Here is a 15459-nt window from a genome sequence, read left to right as displayed (position 1 = left end):
TCAACACAAAATCCCTACAAAATACTGAGCCTGCTACCTGTCAACCTGCCGAACAGGCGTATATAAAAGCACCCTTCTGCCGCAGCGCCCGTGAAGAACTGTTCATCTACGGCTTCCACGGTTGACACACGGGAAGCTGATTACGCATTTTGTTTCACTTACGCAGGCTGGGACTGAAACGCAGCATGTCCAGCGCGATATCGACCCAACGCTCGGCCTCGGTGTGCAACTCGAAGCTGTCCGGCGCGAGCAACCACTGGTACAGCAGGCCATCGATATAGGCATGAATGCTGACAGCCGCACGGGCGGTGTCGAGATCTTCCGGCAACTGCCCACGATTGACGGCATTACGCAGGGTCAGGCCGATGCGCGTATTGCATTCGAGGCTGGCTTCCCGGCGCTGCTGGCGCAGATCGCACATTTCATCGGTGAACTCGCACTTATGAAACAAAATCTCGTTGATGCGCCGGGTCTTGGGATCCAGCGCAACTTCATGAAACAAATGAATGAGCAGCCTGCGCATGCAACCCAGCGGGTCGAGTTCGTCTTCGCTCTCGGCGGCTTTGGCCAGTTCATCAAGGGGCTCTTGCAGTGTATCGAGCATGGCCTGCACCACATCCGCCTTGTTGCTGAAATGCCAATAAATCGCCCCGCGGGTGACGCCGGCCAGGGTCGCGATGTCCGCCAGCGTCGTGCGCGCCACGCCCCGCTCGAAAAAGGCTTTCTCGGCCGCTTCGAGTATCTGGCTGCGGGTTTCTTGAGCTTCCTCTTTGGTACGACGGACCATGGCAGTACAACCTCAATCAGGATGCTTCAGCGATGTCTGGATATCAGCTGAATAAAAGTGGGGCGAGCGCTCTAGGGCTCGTCCCCGGGCCTACAATTCGAACCTTGCGACGGCCTCTGTAACAACAAGGGTACACAGCCAAGGTATTTACAAACAACCGTGAATGTAAGTATATTCCTTAGCATGCTACTTATCCACTCGAGCCCCACTTTTTAACCTTCAATCTTTTCTTGTGCGTTTTTTTTCGCGCCTGACCCGAGGATTTTCATGCAATTCAAGCCAGCTGTTACCGCTCTGGTCGCCGCCGTCGCCCTGGCATCGCTGCTCAGCGGATGTAAAAAGGAAGAGGCCGCTCCGGCCGCACCACCGCCTCAGGTCGGCGTCGTTACCCTGCAACCACAATCCTTCACCCTGACGTCCGAACTGCCGGGTCGTACCAGCGCGTTCCGCATTGCTGAAGTTCGCCCGCAGGTCAACGGCATCATTCTCAAGCGTCTGTTCAAGGAAGGCGGCGACGTCAAGGCCGGCCAGCAGCTGTATCAGATCGATCCGTCGGTCTATGACGCTACGCTGAAAAGTGCCGAAGCCAACCTGCGTTCGACCAAGTCGATCTCCGACCGCTACAAACAACTGGTCGACGAACAGGCCGTAAGCCGCCAGGAATACGACACTGCTGTGGCCAACCGCCTGCAATCGGAAGCCGCACTGCAATCGGCCCAGATCAACGTGCGCTACACCAAGGTGTATGCGCCGTTGACCGGCCGGATCGGTCGCTCGTCGGTCACCGAAGGCGCGCTGGTCAGCAACGGCCAGACCGAAGCGATGGCGGTGATTCAGCAACTGGACCCGATCTACGTCGACGTCACCCAGTCCTCCGTAGAACTGCTGCAACTGCGTCGCGAACTGGAAAGCGGTCGCCTGCAAAAGGCCGGCGACAACGCAGCGAAAGTCAAGCTGACCCTCGAGGATGGCAGCCAGTACAAACTCGACGGCAAGCTGGAGTTCTCCGAGGTCTCGGTTGACCAGACCACCGGCTCTGTGACGCTACGCGCCGTGTTCCCGAACCCTGAACACACCCTTCTGCCGGGCATGTTCGTGCACGCCCAGTTGCAGGCCGGTGTGAACAGCGCCGCGATCCTGGCTCCGCAGCAAGGTGTCACCCGCGACCTCAAAGGCACGCCAACCGCATTGGTCGTGGGTCCCGACAACAAGGTCGAACTGCGTCAGCTCAAGGCTAACCGTACCGTCGGCAACGAATGGCTGATCGAGGACGGCCTGAAGGCCGGCGATCGCCTGATCACCGAAGGCCTGCAATTCGTCAAGCCTGGCATTGAAGTCAAGGCCACTGACGCGACCAACGTAGGCGCAAAAAACCCGGCCCCCGCCAAGCCAGCTGAGCAGGCTTCCAGCGGCAAAGGGGAGTAATTCATGTCTAAATTCTTCATTGACCGTCCGATTTTCGCCTGGGTAATCGCCCTGGTGATCATGCTGGTCGGGGCTCTATCGATCCTCAAACTGCCGATCAACCAATACCCGAGCATTGCGCCGCCGGCCATCGCCATTTCCGTGGCCTACCCGGGCGCTTCTGCACAAACCGTGCAGGACACCGTGGTCCAGGTGATCGAGCAACAGCTCAACGGTATCGACAATTTGCGTTATGTGTCCTCGGAAAGTAACTCCGATGGCACCATGACCATTACCGCGACCTTCGAGCAAGGCACCAACTCAGATACCGCGCAGGTTCAGGTCCAGAACAAGCTGAACCTGGCCACCCCGCTGTTGCCGCAAGAAGTGCAGCAACAAGGTATCCGCGTGACCAAGGCAGTGAAAAACTTCCTGCTGGTCATCGGCGTGGTTTCGCGTGACGGCAGCATGACCAAGGACGATCTGTCCAACTACATCGTATCCAACATGCAGGACCCGGTCTCGCGGACCGCCGGTGTCGGCGACTTCCAGGTATTCGGCTCCCAGTACGCCATGCGCATCTGGCTCGACCCGGCCAAGTTGAACAACTTCAACCTGACCCCGATCGATGTCAAAACCGCAATCGCCGCACAGAACGTCCAGGTGTCCTCCGGCCAGCTCGGCGGCCTGCCGGCCCTGCCCGGCACACAGCTGAACGCGACGATCATCGGCAAGACCCGCCTGCAGACCGCTGAGCAATTCAACAAGATCCTGCTCAAGGTCAACAAGGATGGCTCCCAGGTTCGCCTTAAAGATGTCGCCGAGGTCGGTCTGGGTGGCGAGAACTACAGCATCAACGCCCAGTTCAACGGCGCCCCGGCGTCCGGTCTGGCCGTGAAGCTGGCCACCGGCGCCAATGCCCTGGATACCGCCAAGGCGTTGCGCACGACCATCGACAACCTCAAGCCGTTCTTCCCCGAAGGGATGGAAGTGGTGTTCCCGTACGACACCACGCCGGTGGTGACCGAATCGATCAAGGGCGTGGTTCACACCCTGGTCGAAGCGGTTGCGCTGGTGTTCCTGGTGATGTTCCTGTTCCTGCAGAACTTCCGTGCCACCATCATCACCACGATGACCGTGCCGGTGGTCTTGCTCGGTACATTCGGCATCCTCGCGGCAGCCGGGTTCAGCATCAACACCCTGACCATGTTCGGTATGGTGCTGGCCATCGGCTTGCTGGTGGATGACGCCATCGTCGTGGTGGAAAACGTCGAACGGGTCATGAGCGAAGAAGGCCTGTCGCCCAAGGAAGCGACCAAGAAGTCCATGGGGCAGATCCAGGGTGCACTGGTAGGTATCGCCCTGGTGCTGTCGGCGGTGCTGCTGCCGATGGCCTTCTTCAGCGGTTCCACCGGTGTGATCTACAAACAGTTCTCGATCACCATCGTCTCGGCCATGGCCCTGTCGGTACTGGTTGCACTGATCTTCACCCCGGCGCTCTGCGCCACCATGCTCAAGCCGATCCAGAAAGGCGAGCACCACACCCCGAAACGCGGCTTCTTCGGCTGGTTCAACCGCAACTTCGACCGCGGCGTCAAAAGCTACGAGCGTGGCGTGGGCAGCATGCTCACGCACAAGGCGCCGTACCTGCTGGCCTATATCATCATCGTCGTTGGCATGATCTGGCTGTTCACCCGTATTCCAACCGCGTTCCTGCCGGAAGAAGACCAGGGCGTACTGTTCGCCCAGGTACAGACCCCAGCCGGTTCGACTGCCCAGCGCACCCAGGTGGTCGTGGACGAAATGCGTGAATTCCTGCTGCGTCCGGGCAAGGATGGCGGTGAAGGCGATGCGGTGAACTCGGTATTTACCGTGACCGGCTTCAACTTCGCCGGCCGTGGTCAGAGCTCGGGCATGGCGTTCATCATGCTGCGCCCATGGGAAGATCGTAACGCCGACAACAGCGTGTTCAAGGTCGCAGCCCGTGCCCAGCAACACTTCTTCACCTTCCGTGACGCCATGGTGTTTGCCTTCGCGCCACCGGCGGTACTGGAGTTGGGTAACGCCACCGGTTTCGACGTGTTCCTGCAGGACCGCGCCGGTATCGGTCACGACAAGCTGATGGAAGCCCGTAACCAGTTCCTCGGCATGGCGGCGCAAAGCAAGATCCTGACTCAAGTGCGTCCGAACGGTCTGAACGACGAGCCGCAATACCAGCTGGAAATCGACGACGAGAAGGCCAGTGCCCTGGGCATTACCATCGCCGACATCAACAACACCCTGTCGATCGCCCTGGGCAGTAGCTACGTCAACGACTTCATCGACCGTGGTCGGGTGAAAAAGGTTTACGTGCAAGGCCAGCCCGGTGCACGCATGAGCCCTGAAGACTTGAAGAAGTGGTACGTGCGCAACAGCGTCGGCACCATGGTTCCGTTCTCGGCGTTCGCCAAGGGTGAGTGGATTTACGGTTCGCCGAAACTGGCCCGTTACAACGGCGTGGAAGCGGTGGAAATCCTCGGCGCTCCGGCACCGGGTTACTCCACCGGTGAAGCCATGGCCGAGGTCGAAGCCATCGCCAAGAAACTGCCGGCCGGTGTCGGTATTTCCTGGACCGGTCTGTCCTACGAGGAACGTCTGTCCGGTTCGCAAGCGCCAGCACTGTACGCCCTGTCGTTGCTGATGGTGTTCCTGTGCCTGGCGGCACTCTATGAAAGCTGGTCGATTCCGATCGCGGTGATGCTGGTGGTGCCACTGGGGATCATCGGTGCGCTGATGGCCACCAGCCTGCGCGGCCTGTCCAACGACGTGTACTTCCAGGTGGGCTTGTTGACGACCATCGGTCTGGCGGCGAAAAACGCCATCCTGATCGTCGAATTCGCCAAGGAACTGCACGAACAAGGGCGCAGCCTGCGCGAGGCGGCCATCGAAGCCTGCCGCATGCGTCTGCGACCGATCATCATGACCTCGCTCGCGTTCGTTCTCGGTGTGGTACCACTGGCGATATCCACGGGCGCAGGTTCCGGTAGCCAGCATGCAATCGGCACCGGGGTGATTGGCGGTATGATCACGGCAACCGTTCTGGCGATCTTCTGGGTCCCGCTGTTCTTCGTCACCGTGTCGGCCATGGGTCAGCGTAAAAACGTCGACCAGGAAGACGCTACTGAAACTCCTAAAGAGGCTGGCTAATGAGCAAGTCGCTACTCTCCCTGGCAGTCGCCGCCTTCGTGCTCGGTGGCTGCTCGCTGATACCTGACTACCAGCAGCCGCAAGCACCGGTGGCAGGTCAATACCCGCAGGGCCCGGCGTATTCGCCGGCCCAGGCACCGGCGCAGGCCGCTGCCGAGCAGGGCTGGAAGCAGTTTTTCCATGACCCGGCGCTGCAGCAGCTGATTCAGGTATCCCTGGAAAACAACCGTGACCTGCGTGTCGCGGCCTTGAACATCGACGCTTTTGCGGCTCAATACCGCATCTCGCGCGCGGACCTGTTCCCGGCCGTTTCGGCGAACGGTACCGGCAGCCGTCAGCGCTTGCCGGCTGACGCTTCGCAGACCGGTGAAGCCGGGATCAGCAGTTCCTACTCGGCCACGGTCGGCATCAGTGCCTATGAACTCGATATGTTCGGCCGCATTCGCAGCCTGAACGAAGAAGCCCTGCAGAAGTACTTCGCCACCGAAGAAGGCCGCCGCAGTACCCAGATCAGCCTGGTGGCCAGCGTGGCCAATGCCTACCTGACCTGGCAGGCCGACAAGGAACTGTACAAGCTGACCCAGGACACCCTTGCCGCGTTCGAGGAGAGCTACAAGCTCACCGCCCGCAGCAACGAAGTGGGGGTCGCTTCGGCCCTGGACCTGGCGCAGTCGCGCACCTCGGTGGAAAACGCCCGTGCGCAACTGGCCAAGTACACCCGTCAGGTCGCCCAGGATGAAAACAGCCTGGTGTTGCTGCTTGGCACCGGCATCCCGGCCAACCTGCAAGCGGCCAAACCGCTGAACGACGATCTGCTGGCCGAAGTGCCGCCTGGCCTGCCGTCGGACTTGCTGCAGCGTCGTCCGGACATCCTGCAAGCCGAGTACAACCTCAAGGCCGCCAACGCCAACATCGGCGCGGCGCGGGCTGCGTTCTTCCCGAGCATCAGCCTGACGGCCAACGCCGGGACCCTGAGCCCGGACCTGTCCGGTCTGTTCAAGGGTGGTTCGGGTACCTGGCTGTTCCAGCCGCAAATCAACCTGCCGATCTTCAACGCCGGCAGCCTGCGCGCCAGCCTGGACTACTCGAAAATCCAGAAAGACATTGGCGTGGCGAACTACGAGAAGTCCATTCAAACGGCCTTCCAGGAAGTCGCCGACGGCCTGGCCGCGCGCCAGACCTACGTTCAACAGTTGCAGGCACAGCAGGATTTCGTCAATGCTAACCAGGACTACTACCGTCTGGCCGAGCGTCGTTACCGCATCGGTGTCGACAGCAACCTGACCTTCCTCGATGCCCAGCGTCAGCTGTTCAGCGCCCAACAGGCACTGATCACCGACCGTCTGGCTCAACTGGTCAGCCAGGTCAACCTGTACAAGGCCCTGGGCGGTGGCTGGAATGAACAGACGGCGAAGAACGAGCCGTTGAAAGAAGAAGCGCCGAAGTTGAAGTTGTTCTGATAGCGCTGTGAAAACACGAAGCCCACCTTTTGGTGGGCTTTTTGTTGTTCGATTATCGCCCAAAACCTGCTTTCACAGATTGAACCATCTAGTACGTTCCATTCACCATTCGATCCACAAAACCAATAACAACAGGTTCGATGCCATGCCCCCGCGCCCTGCCCTCTCCGGCTGATCCGCCTCGTTTGTCCTGATTTCGAATGCACGTCTGCAACCCCGGGTTGCGGCATCACCCTGTTTCACCCCCAAGAATTAGAGAGACCCGAGCCCATGACGCCTTTTTCCGCGCAGTATTTCGTTCCCAGTCTGATCGCCGTAGCCCTGGCGAACGCAGCCCTGCCCGCCCAGGCCGAGGAGTCGGGTTTTGTCGAAGGGGCCAAGGTCAACCTGAACCTGCGCAACTTCTACATCAACCGCAACTTCACCAACCCGACCAAGGCCCAGGGCAAGGCCGAAGAGTGGACGCAAAGCTTCATTCTCGACGCCAGGTCCGGGTTTACCCAGGGCACCGTCGGTTTCGGCATGGATGTGCTGGGGCTGTACTCGGTGAAACTCGATGGCGGCAAAGGCACCGGCGGTACCCAGTTGCTGCCGCTGGACAGTGACGGCCGCCCGGCCGACAACTTCGGCCGCACCAACGTGGCGTTCAAGGCCAAGCTGTCGCAGACCGAAGCGAAGGTGGGCGAATGGATGCCGGTGCTGCCGATCCTGCGTTCGGACGACGGTCGCTCGCTGCCGCAGACGTTCCGTGGCGGTCAGATCACCTCGAAGGAATTCGACGGCCTGACGCTGTACGGCGGCCAGTTCCGGCAGAACAGCCCGCGCGACGACAGCAGCATGAGCGACATGTCGATGACCGGCAAAGCCGCGTTCACCTCCGACCGTTTCAACTTCCAGGGCGGCGAATACCTGTTCAACGAGAAACGCACCCAGATCGGTGTGTGGAACGCTGAACTCAAGGACATCTACAGCCAGCAATTCATCAACCTGACCCACAGCCAACCGATCGGCGCCTGGACCCTGGGCGCCAATCTCGGGTTCTTCCACGGCAGGGATGACGGCAGCGCCCGGGCCGGCGAGCTGGACAACAAAACCCTGTACGGCCTGCTCTCGGCCAAGTTCGGCGGCAACACCTTCTACGTCGGCCTGCAGAAACTTAACGGCGACAGCCCGTGGATGCGGGTCAACGGCACCAGCGGCGGCACCCTGGCCAACGACAGCTACAACTCCAGCTACGACAACGCCCGGGAAAAATCCTGGCAAGTGCGCCACGACTACAACTTCGTTGCCGTTGGCGTGCCGGGGCTGACCCTGATGAACCGCTACATCAGCGGCGATAACGTCCACACCGGCACTATCACCGATGGCAAGGAATGGGGTCGTGAAAGTGAACTGGGCTACACCGTGCAGAGCGGTGCGCTGAAAGACCTGAACGTGAAATGGCGCAACTCGACGATACGCCGCGACTACAGCAACAACGAGTTCGATGAGAACCGCGTGATCATCAGCTACCCGATCAGCCTTCTCTAGAGGCCGATCGTTCCCACGCGCCGCAAAGGAATGCAGCCCGGGACGCTCCGCGTCCCTTCCAAAGCCGAACGCGGAGCGTCCGTTGAGGCATTCCCACGCAGAGCGTGGGAACGATCAACACCTCGCCAGGATCACTCCCGCGATTCAACCCCCAACTCATCCCACACCGACTCGGCCAGGTGGAACGTCGCGTTGGCCGCAGGGATGCCGCAGTAGATCGCGCTCTGCATGATCACTTCCTTGATCTCGCTACGGCTCACACCGTTGTTGGCGGCGGCGCGCAGGTGCAGTTTGAGTTCACCCTCACGATTCATGCCGATCAGCATGGCGATGGTGATCAGGCTGCGGGTGTGGCGCGGCAGGCCCGGGCGAGTCCAGATATCACCCCAGGCGTGGCGCGTGATCATTTCCTGGAACTCCGAGTTGAACTCGGTCAGGGTGGTCAGGCTGCGGTCGACATGGGCGTCGCCCAGTACCGCGCGACGGACTTTCATGCCTTCGTCGTAACGTTGTTTCTCGTCCACGGAGTTTTCCTCAACGAGCCTTCAGAAAGGCCAGTACGCGATCGCTGAAATCAGCGCCTGCCTGAACGTTGGACAAGTGCGCGGCATAGAACTCGGCGTACTCGGCGCCCGGCACGTGTTCCTGAATGAAGTGCCCGCCGGACGGCGGCGTGACCGCATCCTGGGTGCCGGCGATTACCAGCAGCGGAACCTTGATCGAGGACAACTGATCGCGCAAGTCAGCGTCACGCACCGCCGCGCAATTGGCCGCATAGCCTTCAGGCGAAGTGGCCGCGAGCATGTCGGTAATCTGCTTGGCCGCCGCCGGGTTGGCCTCGGAGAAATCCGGGGTGAACCAGCGCGCGATCGACGCATCACGCAAGGCAACCATGGCCGCCGAGCCGTCACGCAGAACGGTTTCGATGCGCGGGTTCCACACCGACGGATCGCCGATTTTCGCCGCGGTGTTGCACACCACCAGTTTGTTCAGGCGCTCGCCAGCGTTGATCCCCAGCCACTGGCCGATCAGACCGCCCATGGACAGGCCGCAGAAGTGCGCGCGTTCGATGTGCAAGGCATCCAGCAGCGCCAGTACATCCCGCCCCAGTTGCTCAATGCTGTAAGGCCCAGGGGTCACCAAGGACTGGCCATGGCCGCGGGTGTCAAAACGCAGCACGCGAAAATGTTCGCTGAACGCCGGTATTTGCGCGTCCCACATGTGCAGGTCGGTGCCCAGCGAGTTGGACAGCACCAGCACCGGCGCATCGACCGGCCCATCGAGTTGCGGCCCTTGAATTTGGTAGTGCAGTTCGCCATCGGCGAGTTGTACGAAAGCCACAGCAGTCTCCTTCAGGCAGTCAGTGCAGAATGTTCAGCCACCGCTCGCTCGACCCAGGTGCGGGCCTGACCGAGATAATGGGCGGGGTCCAGCAGATGATCGAGTTCAGCGGCCGACAGCTCGGCGGTCACTTGCGGTTCGTCGCCGAGGACGGCGCGCAGATGACGCTGTTCGGCCACGGCGCGTTTGCAGCATTGCTCCAACAGGTGATGCGCGGTGTCGCGGCCGACCCGTTGCGCGAGGACGATGCTCACCGCTTCGGCGAGCACCAGGCCCTGGGTCAGATCGAGGTTGCGGGCCATGCGTTCGGCGTCCACTTCCAGCCCGCCCGTGACCAACAGCGCTTGCTTGAGGCTGCCGGACACCAGGCAGCAAATCTCCGGCAGGGTTTCCCACTCGGCATGCCACAGCCCCAGGCTGCGTTCGTGCTCCTGCGGCATGGCGCTGAACAGTGTCGAAAGCAGGCCCGGCACGCGAGTCGCCGCGCCGATCAGCACCGCCGCGCCGACTGGATTGCGTTTATGCGGCATGGTCGAGGAACCGCCCTTGCCCGGCGCCGAAGGCTCGAACACCTCGGCGGCTTCGGTCTGCATCAACAAGCTGATATCGCGACCGAGTTTGCCGAGGCTACCGGCGATCAATCCGAGTACCGATCCAAACTCCACCAGGCGATCGCGCTGGGTGTGCCAGGGCTGGTCGGGCAAGCTCAGTTGCAGCTCCTCGGCCAACGCCTGGGCAATCGGCATCGCCTGCTCACCGAGGGCCGCGAGGGTTCCCGATGCGCCGCCGAACTGCAGCACCAGCAGACGCGGCTTGAGTTCCAGCAAGCGCTGGCGACTGCGGGTCACTGCACCCAACCAACCAGCGATTTTCATACCGAGGGTGACCGGCGTCGCGTGTTGCAACCAGGTGCGCCCGGCCAGTGGCGTGGCCACATAACGTTGGGCCTGGGTGGCGAGGGTTTCGCCCAGTTGCGCCAGATCGCTGTCGATCAATTCGAGCGCCCGGCGCAATTGCAACACCAGGCCGCTGTCCATTACGTCCTGACTGGTGGCGCCCAGATGCACATAGCGTTCGGCTTGCGCGTCGCTCGCGGCGATCTGCTTGCCCAACGCCTTGACCAACGGGATCGCCGAATTACCCGCCGTGGCAATCGCCTCGCCGAGGGCAGCAAAATCGTAATGCCCGGCCTGGCAGGCCGCTTCAATCGCCGCGACCGCCGTTTGCGGAATCAGGCCGACCCGCGCTTCGGCCCGGGCCAGCGCCGCTTCGAAATCGAGCATGGCCTGGACCCGGCCCTGATCGCAGAACACTTCGCGCATATCGCGGGCAGTGAAATAGGCATCGAACAATTGATTGCCCGGTCGCTCGTTCATAAACAGTCCCTGGAGGAGTTGTCATTGTTTTTAACCCAATGGAGACTGTGAGAGTCTAGACATACTTTGCAACAGTCCCGTTCCGCAGCATCCAACATCAAAAGATCGCAGCCTTCGGCAGCTCCTACAGGGTGCACGACGTATATATGTAGGAGCTGCCGAAGGCTGCGATCTTTTGATCTAGATCTTAATAATCGAAGAACACCGTCTCCGCATCAGTGCCCTGCAGGATCACATTCCACTGATAAACACCCGACGCATCCTTCTTGGCCAGCAAGGTGCTGCGGCGCTCGGCCGGCACGCATTCGAGCAGCGGGTCCGACACATTGGCCGATTCGCCATCGAAGTAGATCCGCGTCAGCAGGTGCTTCACCAGGCCACGGGCAAACACCAGCACCACCAGATGCGGTGCCTGGGTCGTGCCTTTGAGGCCTTCAACCGTGCCCGGCTTGATGGTGGTGAAACGGAAACGCCCCTCGCCGTCCACCGGAACCCGGCCAAAGCCTTCGAAGTTAGGGTCCAGGGGTTTGTCCTGATCGTCTTCAGGGTGGTCGTACTTGCCGGCGGCGTTGGCCTGCCAGACTTCCAGCATCGCGTCGTTGACGACATCACCGTTGCCATCGACCACTTGCCCGGTGATCGCCACGCGCTCGCCCAGGGTTTGTTCGACGGTCAGGTTTTCGCGATTCAGCCAGGTCAGGCCGATGTGGTAGTACGGCCCGACGGTGTGGGACGTGGTCGCAGTCAGCGTCATCTTATTTCTCCATCGGCGTGGCGTCGCGGCCGCGCAAAACGATGTCCCAGCGATAACCGAGGGCATAGGAAGGGATGGTTTTTTCCAGATCGAACGTGGCGATCAAACGCTCTTTGGCGCGGGTATCGGGCACGCAGTTGTAGATCGGGTCGTACGCCAGCAGCGGATCCCCCGGGAAATACATCTGGGTGACCAGGCGCGTCAGGATGCTCGGCCCGAACAGCGAGAAATGGATGTGCGCCGGACGCCAGGCGTTGTGATGGTTACCCCACGGATACGCGCCGGGCTTGATGGTCTGGAACTGGTACCAGCCATCGGTGTCGGTCACGGTGCGGCCGGTGCCGGTGAAGTTCGGATCCAGCGGGGCGTCGTGCAGGTCACGGGCATGGTTGTAGCGACCGGCGGCGTTGGCCTGCCAGATCTCCACCAGAATCCCCGGCACCGGCAGACCGTTTTCATCCAGCACACGGCCGTGGACGATGATGCGCTCACCCTGAGGCTGCCCCTCGTGCTGGGCGGTCAGGTCGTTGTCCTTCTTGTTGATGCGCTCGGCACCGACGGTAGGACCGGTGATTTCCGACAGCGAATGCGGCAAGAACACCAACGGTTTAGACGGCGAGCGCAGGTTGGTGGATTGATAGGTCGGGTGCAGGTACGCAGGCTGGGTGCCTTCCTGCGGGCGACGGTAACCAGGCTTGTCAGTCATGAAACATTCCTCAGTTCTTATAAATCTTTTCGAGCGCGTCAGACGCGTTCGATCGCCAGGGCCAGACCCTGGCCGACACCGACGCACATGGTCGCCAGACCTTTCTTGCCACCGGTTTTTTCCAGCTGATGCAACGCAGTCAACACCAACCGCGCACCGCTCATGCCCAACGGATGGCCCAAGGCAATCGCGCCACCATTGGGGTTGACCTGGGTCGCGTCGTCGGCGATCCCCAGTTCACGCAGCACCGCCAGACCCTGGCTGGCGAAGGCTTCGTTGAGTTCGATCACATCGAAATCGCTGACTGCCACACCGAGGCGTTCAATCAGTTTGCGCACGGCCGGCACCGGGCCGATACCCATCACCCGTGGCGCAACACCGGCGCTGGCCATGCCCAGCACTTTGGCACGGGCGGTCAGACCGTGTTTCTTCACCGCTTCGGCCGAAGCCAGGATCAACGCGGCGGCACCGTCGTTGACACCCGAAGCATTGCCGGCAGTGACGGTTTTGTCGGGACCATTGACCGGTTTGAGTCTGGTCAAGGCTTCCAGGGTGGTGTCGGCACGAGGATGTTCGTCCTGGCTGACCACGGTTTCACCCTTCTTGTGGGCAATGCGCACTTCGACGATTTCTTCGGCGAAAAAGCCCGCGGCTTGCGCGGCTGCGGTGCGTTGCTGACTGCGCAAGGCGAACGCGTCCTGATCTTCGCGGGACACCTGGTAATCGTCGGCGACGTTGTCGGCGGTCTGCGGCATCGCATCCACACCGTACTGGGCTTTCATCAACGGGTTGATGAAGCGCCAGCCGATGGTGGTGTCTTCCAGCTTCATGTTGCGCGAGAACGCGGCGTCGGCCTTGCCCATCACGAACGGCGCGCGGGACATCGACTCGACGCCACCGGCAATCGCCAGCTCCATTTCACCGCTGGCGATGGCGCGGAACGCGGTGCCGATGGCATCCATGCCCGAAGCGCAGAGGCGGTTGAGCGTCACGCCGGGAATGCTCTCCGGCAGCCCCGCCAGCAGCAACGCCATGCGCGCCACGTTGCGGTTGTCTTCACCGGCCTGGTTGGCGCAGCCGAGGAACACTTCGTCCACCGCCGTCCAGTCCACCGAAGGATTGCGCTCCATCAAAGCCTTGATCGGCACGGCGGCCAGGTCGTCGGCGCGAACCGCCGACAGGCCACCGCCGAAACGGCCGATGGGGGTGCGAATCGCGTCGCAGATATAAACCTCACGCATCACGCTTCTCCCGGTGCTTGGCCGTGGGCCGCTGCGGTGCGGGCTTCGAGATCACGCAGTGCGGTCAGCTCGACCTCGGTCGGCTCGGCGCTGGTGTCGACGCTGTCGGCAAAACGGATCGGCCAACCGGTCGCGGCGACCACTTGCTCGCGGGTCACGCCCGGGTGCAGTGCGGTGACCACGAACTCATGGGTGCCGGCTTCCGGCTCCATGATGCACAGGTCGGTAATGATCCCCACTGGACCGGCGCCCGGCAGGCCCAGACGCTTGCGGGAATCACCGCCCTCGCCATGGCCGACCGAAGTGATGAAGTCGAGTTTGTCGACGAAGGAACGCGCCGACTGCTTGAGGATGATCAGCACGCTCTTGGCGGAACCGGCAATCTCCGGCGCGCCACCGGCACCCGGCAGACGCACTTTCGGTGCGTGGTAATCACCGACCACGGTGGTGTTGATGTTGCCGAAACGGTCGACTTGCGCGGCGCCGAGGAAACCGACGTCGATACGTCCGCCCTGCAGCCAGTAGCGGAAAATCTCACCGGTCGGGACCACGGTATCAGCGGTTTCCGCCAGTTCACCGTCACCGATCGACAGTGGCAGTACGCTCGGCTTGGCACCGATCGGGCCCGATTCGTAGATCAGGACCACGTCAGGCGAGGAGGTCAGGCGCGCCAGGTTGGCAGCTTTCGACGGCAGGCCGATGCCCACGAAGCATACAGAACCGTTCTTCAGGCGGCGGGCGGCGGCGACGGTCATCATTTCATTGGTGGTGTAAGTCATTACTTCGCCTCCGAAGCGGCGGCCAGTTTGGCCTGGAACTCGCTGAAGTCAGCGCTGCCATGGATGTACTCGTTGATCCACGCGGTGAAGGTTTCACGGTCGCGGGCAATCGGGTCCCAGGCCTGGTAGAAACGGTTGTCGCGTTCGTTGTAACCGTGGGCGTAGGACGGATGCGCACCGCCAGGGACATGGCAAACCGCGCTCAGGGCCCAGGTTGGCAGCACACAGGAGTTCATCGGCGCATTCAGGTCGTCGACGATTTCTTCAACAGTGACGATGCAGCGCTTGGCAGCCAGTGCAGCTTCTTTCTGTACGCCGAGAATGCCCCACAACAGCACGTTGCCCTTGCGGTCGGCTTTTTGCGCGTGAATCACGGTGATGTCCGGGCGTACCGAAGGCACGGCGGCCAGCACTTCGCCGGTGAACGGGCAGGTGACGGACTTGATCAGCGGGTTGACCTTTGGCAGGTCGGAACCGGCGTAGGCACGCAGCACCGCGAACGGCAGGCCGGAAGCGCCGGCGACATAGGCGTTGGCCAGATCGGCGTGGCTGTGTTCTTCAATTTCCAGGGCGTGGGGCCACTGCTTCTCGACGGCGTCACGCAGACGATGCAACGAACCGACGCCAGGGTTGCCACCCCAGGAGAAAATCAGTTTGCGAGCACAACCGGCACCGATCAACTGGTCGTAGATCAGGTCAGGGGTCATCCGCACCAGGGTCAGGTCTTTCTTGCCCTGGCGAATGATTTCGTGACCCGCCGCCGTCGGGATCAGGTGAGTAAAGCCTTCGAGTGCGACCGTATCGCCGTCGTTTACGAATTGCTTCACCGCGTCGTGCAGCGAAAGAATTTCAGCCATTGGGGCAGGCTCCCATTTGTTATTAACCAACGTGGTGG

13 protein-coding genes are annotated in these 15459 nt (G+C 61.4%); 4 read left to right on the top strand and 9 right to left on the bottom strand.

Annotated features, from left to right (window positions below):
• Positions 1-154 precede the first annotated feature (154 nt).
• Positions 155-787, bottom strand: coding sequence for a TetR family transcriptional regulator (locus ACA058_RS06560; protein WP_497638368.1), 633 nt, complete (start codon positions 785-787; stop codon positions 155-157).
• Positions 788-1054: 267 nt separating this feature from the next.
• Between ACA058_RS06560 and emhA the strand changes: the two genes are divergently transcribed.
• From emhA to ACA058_RS06540, 4 genes are all read left to right on the top strand, one after another.
• A complete protein-coding gene (gene emhA / locus ACA058_RS06555; RefSeq protein WP_497638367.1) occupies positions 1055-2212 on the top strand; it encodes an efflux RND transporter periplasmic adaptor subunit EmhA in 1158 nt (385 codons plus the stop codon).
• 3 nt (positions 2213-2215) lie between these two features.
• Positions 2216-5377 carry an efflux RND transporter permease subunit EmhB gene (gene emhB, locus ACA058_RS06550; protein ID WP_497638366.1) on the top strand — a complete coding sequence of 1054 codons (3162 nt, stop codon included), beginning with the start codon at positions 2216-2218 and terminating at the stop codon, positions 5375-5377.
• On the top strand, positions 5377-6837 hold the full coding sequence (emhC, locus tag ACA058_RS06545) for an efflux RND transporter outer membrane subunit EmhC (protein ID WP_497638365.1): 1461 nt from the start codon (positions 5377-5379) through the stop codon (positions 6835-6837). The genes emhB and emhC overlap by 1 nt, the downstream gene beginning before the upstream one ends.
• Before the next feature lie 270 nt (positions 6838-7107).
• On the top strand, positions 7108-8367 hold the full coding sequence (locus ACA058_RS06540; RefSeq protein WP_497638363.1) for an OprD family porin: 1260 nt from the start codon (positions 7108-7110) through the stop codon (positions 8365-8367).
• Positions 8368-8498: 131 nt separating this feature from the next.
• Here the strand turns inward: ACA058_RS06540 and pcaC are convergent, their stop codons facing one another.
• From pcaC to ACA058_RS06500, 8 genes are all read right to left on the bottom strand, one after another.
• Positions 8499-8891, bottom strand: coding sequence for a 4-carboxymuconolactone decarboxylase (pcaC, locus tag ACA058_RS06535; protein ID WP_020798348.1), 393 nt, complete (start codon positions 8889-8891; stop codon positions 8499-8501).
• Between the two features lie 10 nt (positions 8892-8901).
• On the bottom strand, positions 8902-9708 hold the full coding sequence (gene pcaD / locus ACA058_RS06530; protein WP_497638361.1) for a 3-oxoadipate enol-lactonase: 807 nt from the start codon (positions 9706-9708) through the stop codon (positions 8902-8904).
• Between the two features lie 11 nt (positions 9709-9719).
• Entirely contained in the window at positions 9720-11084 is a 1365-nt protein-coding gene (locus tag ACA058_RS06525; protein WP_497638359.1) for a 3-carboxy-cis,cis-muconate cycloisomerase, read from the bottom strand.
• Positions 11085-11271: 187 nt separating this feature from the next.
• The gene (pcaG, locus tag ACA058_RS06520) at positions 11272-11838 is read right to left on the bottom strand and encodes a protocatechuate 3,4-dioxygenase subunit alpha (RefSeq protein WP_497638358.1); all 567 of its coding nucleotides are present in this window, start codon (positions 11836-11838) and stop codon (positions 11272-11274) included.
• Position 11839: 1 nt separating this feature from the next.
• Positions 11840-12544, bottom strand: a complete 705-nt coding sequence (pcaH, locus tag ACA058_RS06515) for a protocatechuate 3,4-dioxygenase subunit beta (protein ID WP_497638356.1) — start codon at positions 12542-12544, stop codon at positions 11840-11842.
• Positions 12545-12582: 38 nt separating this feature from the next.
• Positions 12583-13788, bottom strand: coding sequence for a 3-oxoadipyl-CoA thiolase (gene pcaF / locus ACA058_RS06510; RefSeq protein WP_497638355.1), 1206 nt, complete (start codon positions 13786-13788; stop codon positions 12583-12585).
• The gene (locus ACA058_RS06505; protein ID WP_497638354.1) at positions 13785-14564 is read right to left on the bottom strand and encodes a CoA-transferase subunit beta; all 780 of its coding nucleotides are present in this window, start codon (positions 14562-14564) and stop codon (positions 13785-13787) included. Before ACA058_RS06505 ends, pcaF begins: the two co-directional genes overlap by 4 nt.
• Positions 14564-15421, bottom strand: coding sequence for a CoA transferase subunit A (locus ACA058_RS06500; protein WP_008054173.1), 858 nt, complete (start codon positions 15419-15421; stop codon positions 14564-14566). The genes ACA058_RS06505 and ACA058_RS06500 overlap by 1 nt, the downstream gene beginning before the upstream one ends.
• Positions 15422-15459 lie beyond the last annotated feature (38 nt).

It is taken from the genome of Pseudomonas sp. LBUM1649 (assembly GCF_059716155.1).
Note: the sequence above shows the minus strand (reverse complement) of the source record. Positions and strands in the feature narration are given on the sequence as shown.

What these genes read in the sequence shown, in the direction of transcription:
- ACA058_RS06560 (WP_497638368.1), bottom strand. Translation starts at nt 787, where the DNA reads ATGGTCCGTCGTACCAAAGAGGAAGCTCAAGAAACCCGCAGCCAGATA.
- emhA (WP_497638367.1), top strand. Translation starts at nt 1,055, where the DNA reads ATGCAATTCAAGCCAGCTGTTACCGCTCTGGTCGCCGCCGTCGCCCTG.
- emhB (WP_497638366.1), top strand. Translation starts at nt 2,216, where the DNA reads ATGTCTAAATTCTTCATTGACCGTCCGATTTTCGCCTGGGTAATCGCC.
- emhC (WP_497638365.1), top strand. Translation starts at nt 5,377, where the DNA reads ATGAGCAAGTCGCTACTCTCCCTGGCAGTCGCCGCCTTCGTGCTCGGT.
- ACA058_RS06540 (WP_497638363.1), top strand. Translation starts at nt 7,108, where the DNA reads ATGACGCCTTTTTCCGCGCAGTATTTCGTTCCCAGTCTGATCGCCGTA.
- ACA058_RS06525 (WP_497638359.1), bottom strand. Translation starts at nt 11,084, where the DNA reads ATGAACGAGCGACCGGGCAATCAATTGTTCGATGCCTATTTCACTGCC.
- pcaG (WP_497638358.1), bottom strand. Translation starts at nt 11,838, where the DNA reads ATGACGCTGACTGCGACCACGTCCCACACCGTCGGGCCGTACTACCAC.
- pcaH (WP_497638356.1), bottom strand. Translation starts at nt 12,544, where the DNA reads ATGACTGACAAGCCTGGTTACCGTCGCCCGCAGGAAGGCACCCAGCCT.
- ACA058_RS06505 (WP_497638354.1), bottom strand. Translation starts at nt 14,564, where the DNA reads ATGACTTACACCACCAATGAAATGATGACCGTCGCCGCCGCCCGCCGC.
- ACA058_RS06500 (WP_008054173.1), bottom strand. Translation starts at nt 15,421, where the DNA reads ATGGCTGAAATTCTTTCGCTGCACGACGCGGTGAAGCAATTCGTAAAC.